The organism is Yoonia sp., assembly GCF_017854415.1.
Classification (GTDB): Bacteria; Pseudomonadota; Alphaproteobacteria; order Rhodobacterales; family Rhodobacteraceae; genus Yoonia.
This window is the reverse complement of the sequence record NZ_JAFMHR010000015.1, coordinates 7,190-10,542: the sequence shown is the minus strand read 5'-3', so window position 1 is coordinate 10,542 and position 3,353 is coordinate 7,190. Positions and strand designations below refer to the sequence as shown.

The following is a 3,353-nucleotide window of genomic DNA, read 5'->3' as shown; positions in this document are numbered from 1 at the left end:
TTCGGAGGACTATTGGCCGAATACGGCACGCGCGCACCCTTTTGGGCGGCTGCGTTCCTTGCTGCCGCAAATGCAGTGTTCGGGTATTATGTTTTGCCGGAAACCGTCACAGACCGCATTCGCCGCCCCTTTGAGTGGCGACGCGCGAACCCGCTAGGTGCTTTCAAGAACATCGGCCAACTGCCTGGCTTGAAAAAGCTGATGCTGATCACGTTCGTTTATACCATCGCGTTTTTCGTCTATCCCGGCGTTTGGGCCTATTTCGGGGCAGAGCGTTTCGACTGGGGGCCGGGTATGATCGGCCTATCGTTAGGGATTTTTGGAATCGGCATCGCGATTGTCCAAGGCTTATTGATCCGGCCGATCTTGCGCCTGATCGGTGAACGAAATGCTGTGATATTGGGGCTTTCCATAGATGTCGTGGCCTTTGTCGCACTCGCGTTTGTTACGAACGGCTGGGTTGCTTTGGCACTGACACCTTTGACGGCACTGGGGTCCATCGCGGGGCCAGCGCTACAGGGGATTATGTCGCGAACCGCATCAGATAGCCAACAGGGCGAGCTGCAAGGCACAGTGACTTCTATCAACGCGGTCGCGACAATTGTCGCACCGCTAGCCGTCACACAAACGTTTTGGTATTTCACGGCGGGCGACGGCCCAGTCTATCTGCCAGGTGCACCTTTTCTGCTATCCGCCATCCTGACAATTGGTTGTATTTTTGTCTTTATCCGAACACCGAGGCCAAAACGACCGCGCAAAGAATAACGTCGTGTTCTGACTTGCATAGGGCGCTCTGACGCCGCAGGATCAACGCAAACACGACAACTCAGGACACCATTTCTATGTCACAAATAAAAGCAGCCGTTTGCCGCGAATTTGGCGCGCCCCTTACAATTGAAACTGTCACGCTTGCAGCCCCCAAAATGGGCGAAGTCGAAGTGACGCTGAAAGCCTGCGCCATTTGCCATTCAGATATCTCGTTCATCGACGGTGGATGGGGCGGCACACTGCCCGCGGTCTACGGCCACGAAGCGGCAGGGCATGTCACATCGATCGGTGATGGTGTACGCGGTGTTGCGGTTGGTGATCCGGTCCTGGTTACCCTCATTCGTGCGTGCGGAAGCTGCCCGTCGTGCGCAGGCGGAAAGCCGGTGGCATGTGAAAGCGATATGGCCAGCGGTCCTTTGACGGATACCAATGGCGGCCCAATACATCAGGCGATGAACACAGGCGGCTTTGCCGAAAAGGTCGTTGTTGATCAAAGTCAGGTAGTGAAATTGTCTGAAAGCATCGGCATGGAAGCCGCATCGTTGCTGGCTTGCGGTGTGATCACCGGTGTTGGCGCTGTGGTAAACGCAGCAGGCCTGCGTGCTGGCCAAGATGTTGTTGTTATTGGTGCGGGCGGTGTCGGGCTAAACGCAATCCAAGGCGCGCGCATTGCGGGCGCACGCCGGATCATTGCCGTGGACATGTCCGAGGAAAAACTTGCTATCGCGAAAGAATTTGGTGCGACCGACGGCGTGCTTGCGACGGCTGATAAACCTTGGCGCGCTGCCAAGGCAGCAATGGGGCGCGGCGCAGATGCCGTTTTTGTCACAGTGGGTGCGATTCCAGCCTACGATTCAGCCCCGCAATATCTGGCCAACGGTGGCAAGGTTATCATGGTCGGCATGCCGCATTCCGGCGCCATGTCTACCTACGAACCGGTGATGTTGGCTGCGACCGGCCAAGGCATGGTTGGTTCCAAAATGGGCGACGTCGTGATTGCGCGCGACATTCCATGGATGGTCGACCTATATGAACAAGGGCGCTTGAAACTGGACGAACTGATTTCTGGGCGGTGGACGCTTGAGCAGATCAACGAGGCGATCGCCGACACCAAAACCGGCAGCGCCAAACGCAATGTGATTGTGTTCGACTAAGGAATTCAAAATGAAGCTCGCTGATCTCGATATCATTGTCACCGCCCCACCTGCCCCCGGTTGGGGTGGGCGTTATTGGATCATCCCGAAGGTCACGACAGACACCGGGATTGTAGGATACGGCGAATGCTATGCTTCCTCGGTCGGACCAGAGGCCATGAAGGCCGTGATCAAGGATGTTTTTGAACGCCATATGGCGGGCGAAAATCCCGAGAATATCGAGCTGATGTTCCGCCGTGTGTATTCGTCTGGCTTCACCCAACGCCCCGACCTGACAGGCATTGGCGCTTGGTCTGGATTGGAAATGGCCTGTTGGGACATCTTGGGCAAAGACCGCGACCGCCCCGTTCATGCGCTGATTGGCGGACGCACCAATGACCGCATCCGCGCCTATACATATCTTTATCCGCGTCCCTCGCATCCCCTGCCAGACTTTTGGGCAAGCCCCGAAATGGCCGCCGAAGTCGCGCTTGATATGGTCGAAAAGGGCTATACAGCTGTTAAATTTGACCCCGCTGGCCCCTACACAATCCGTGGCGGCCACATGCCGTCGATGCATGACATCTCGTTGTCTGTCGCTTTTTGCAAAGCTATCCGCGAGGCCGTTGGTGACCGCGCCGATCTGCTTTTCGGCACGCATGGGCAGTTCAGCACAGGCGGGGCGATCCGGCTAGGCAAAGCTATCGAACCGTACGGCCCACTGTGGTACGAAGAGCCTATTCCGCCAGACAATGTAGCCGAGATGGCAAAGGTCGCGGGGGCCGTGAACATCCCTGTCGCTACTGGTGAACGCCTGACAACTAAGGCTGAATTTGCGCCTGTGTTGCGCGCAGGAGCGGCAACAATTTTGCAACCTGCCTTGGGGCGTTCGGGTGGCATTTGGGAAACCAAAAAGATCGCAGCTATAGCCGAAGTCTATAACGCACAGATCGCGCCGCATCTTTATGCGGGTCCGGTAGAGTGGGCGGCGAATGTCCAGCTTGGGGCATCGATCCCAAATATCTTGATGGCAGAAACCATTGAAACGCCGTTTCATCACAACCTGATCAAAGGCAGTATCGTGGTAGAGGATGGCTATATCCCCGTCCCGACTGGCGCAGGCTTGGGTATCGATTTCGACGAAGACCTTGCCCGCGCGCATCCATACACAGACGACGGGCTGCACCTTCAAATGCAGGAAGACCCCATCGGTTATCACAGTGTGAATAGCTTTGCGGGTGGTGCGCCGGTGAAGACAGAGTAGACCGCGCGTCGTGATCGCCCTTTCAAGCGACAGTCTGATGGCCTATAAATGAACTACGTTCACCAATAGGACCCACTGATGGCCAGCAAGACAGAAACGCGCCGCGCAGAATTGCGCGAAAAACTCATCGATATCGCCGAGGCGACAATCGCAACGCAAGGTCTAGCTGCCTTGCGCGCGCGTGATTT

Annotated in this window: 3 protein-coding genes; all 3 read left to right on the top strand. The window is 56.4% G+C overall.

From position 1 onward, the window contains the following. Nucleotides 1–765 (top strand): MFS transporter (locus QZ197_RS03215; protein ID WP_296429972.1); only part of this gene is annotated, 765 nt, incomplete at its 5' end. 77 nt (nt 766–842) lie between these two features. Then, entirely contained in the window at nt 843–1,922 is a 1,080-nt protein-coding gene (locus tag QZ197_RS03210; RefSeq protein ID WP_296429970.1) for a Zn-dependent alcohol dehydrogenase, read from the top strand. Nucleotides 1,923–1,932: 10 nt separating this feature from the next. Then, complete coding sequence (locus QZ197_RS03205) at nt 1,933–3,165, top strand: mandelate racemase/muconate lactonizing enzyme family protein (RefSeq protein WP_296429968.1); 1,233 nt, start codon at nt 1,933–1,935, stop codon at nt 3,163–3,165. Nucleotides 3,166–3,353 lie beyond the last annotated feature (188 nt).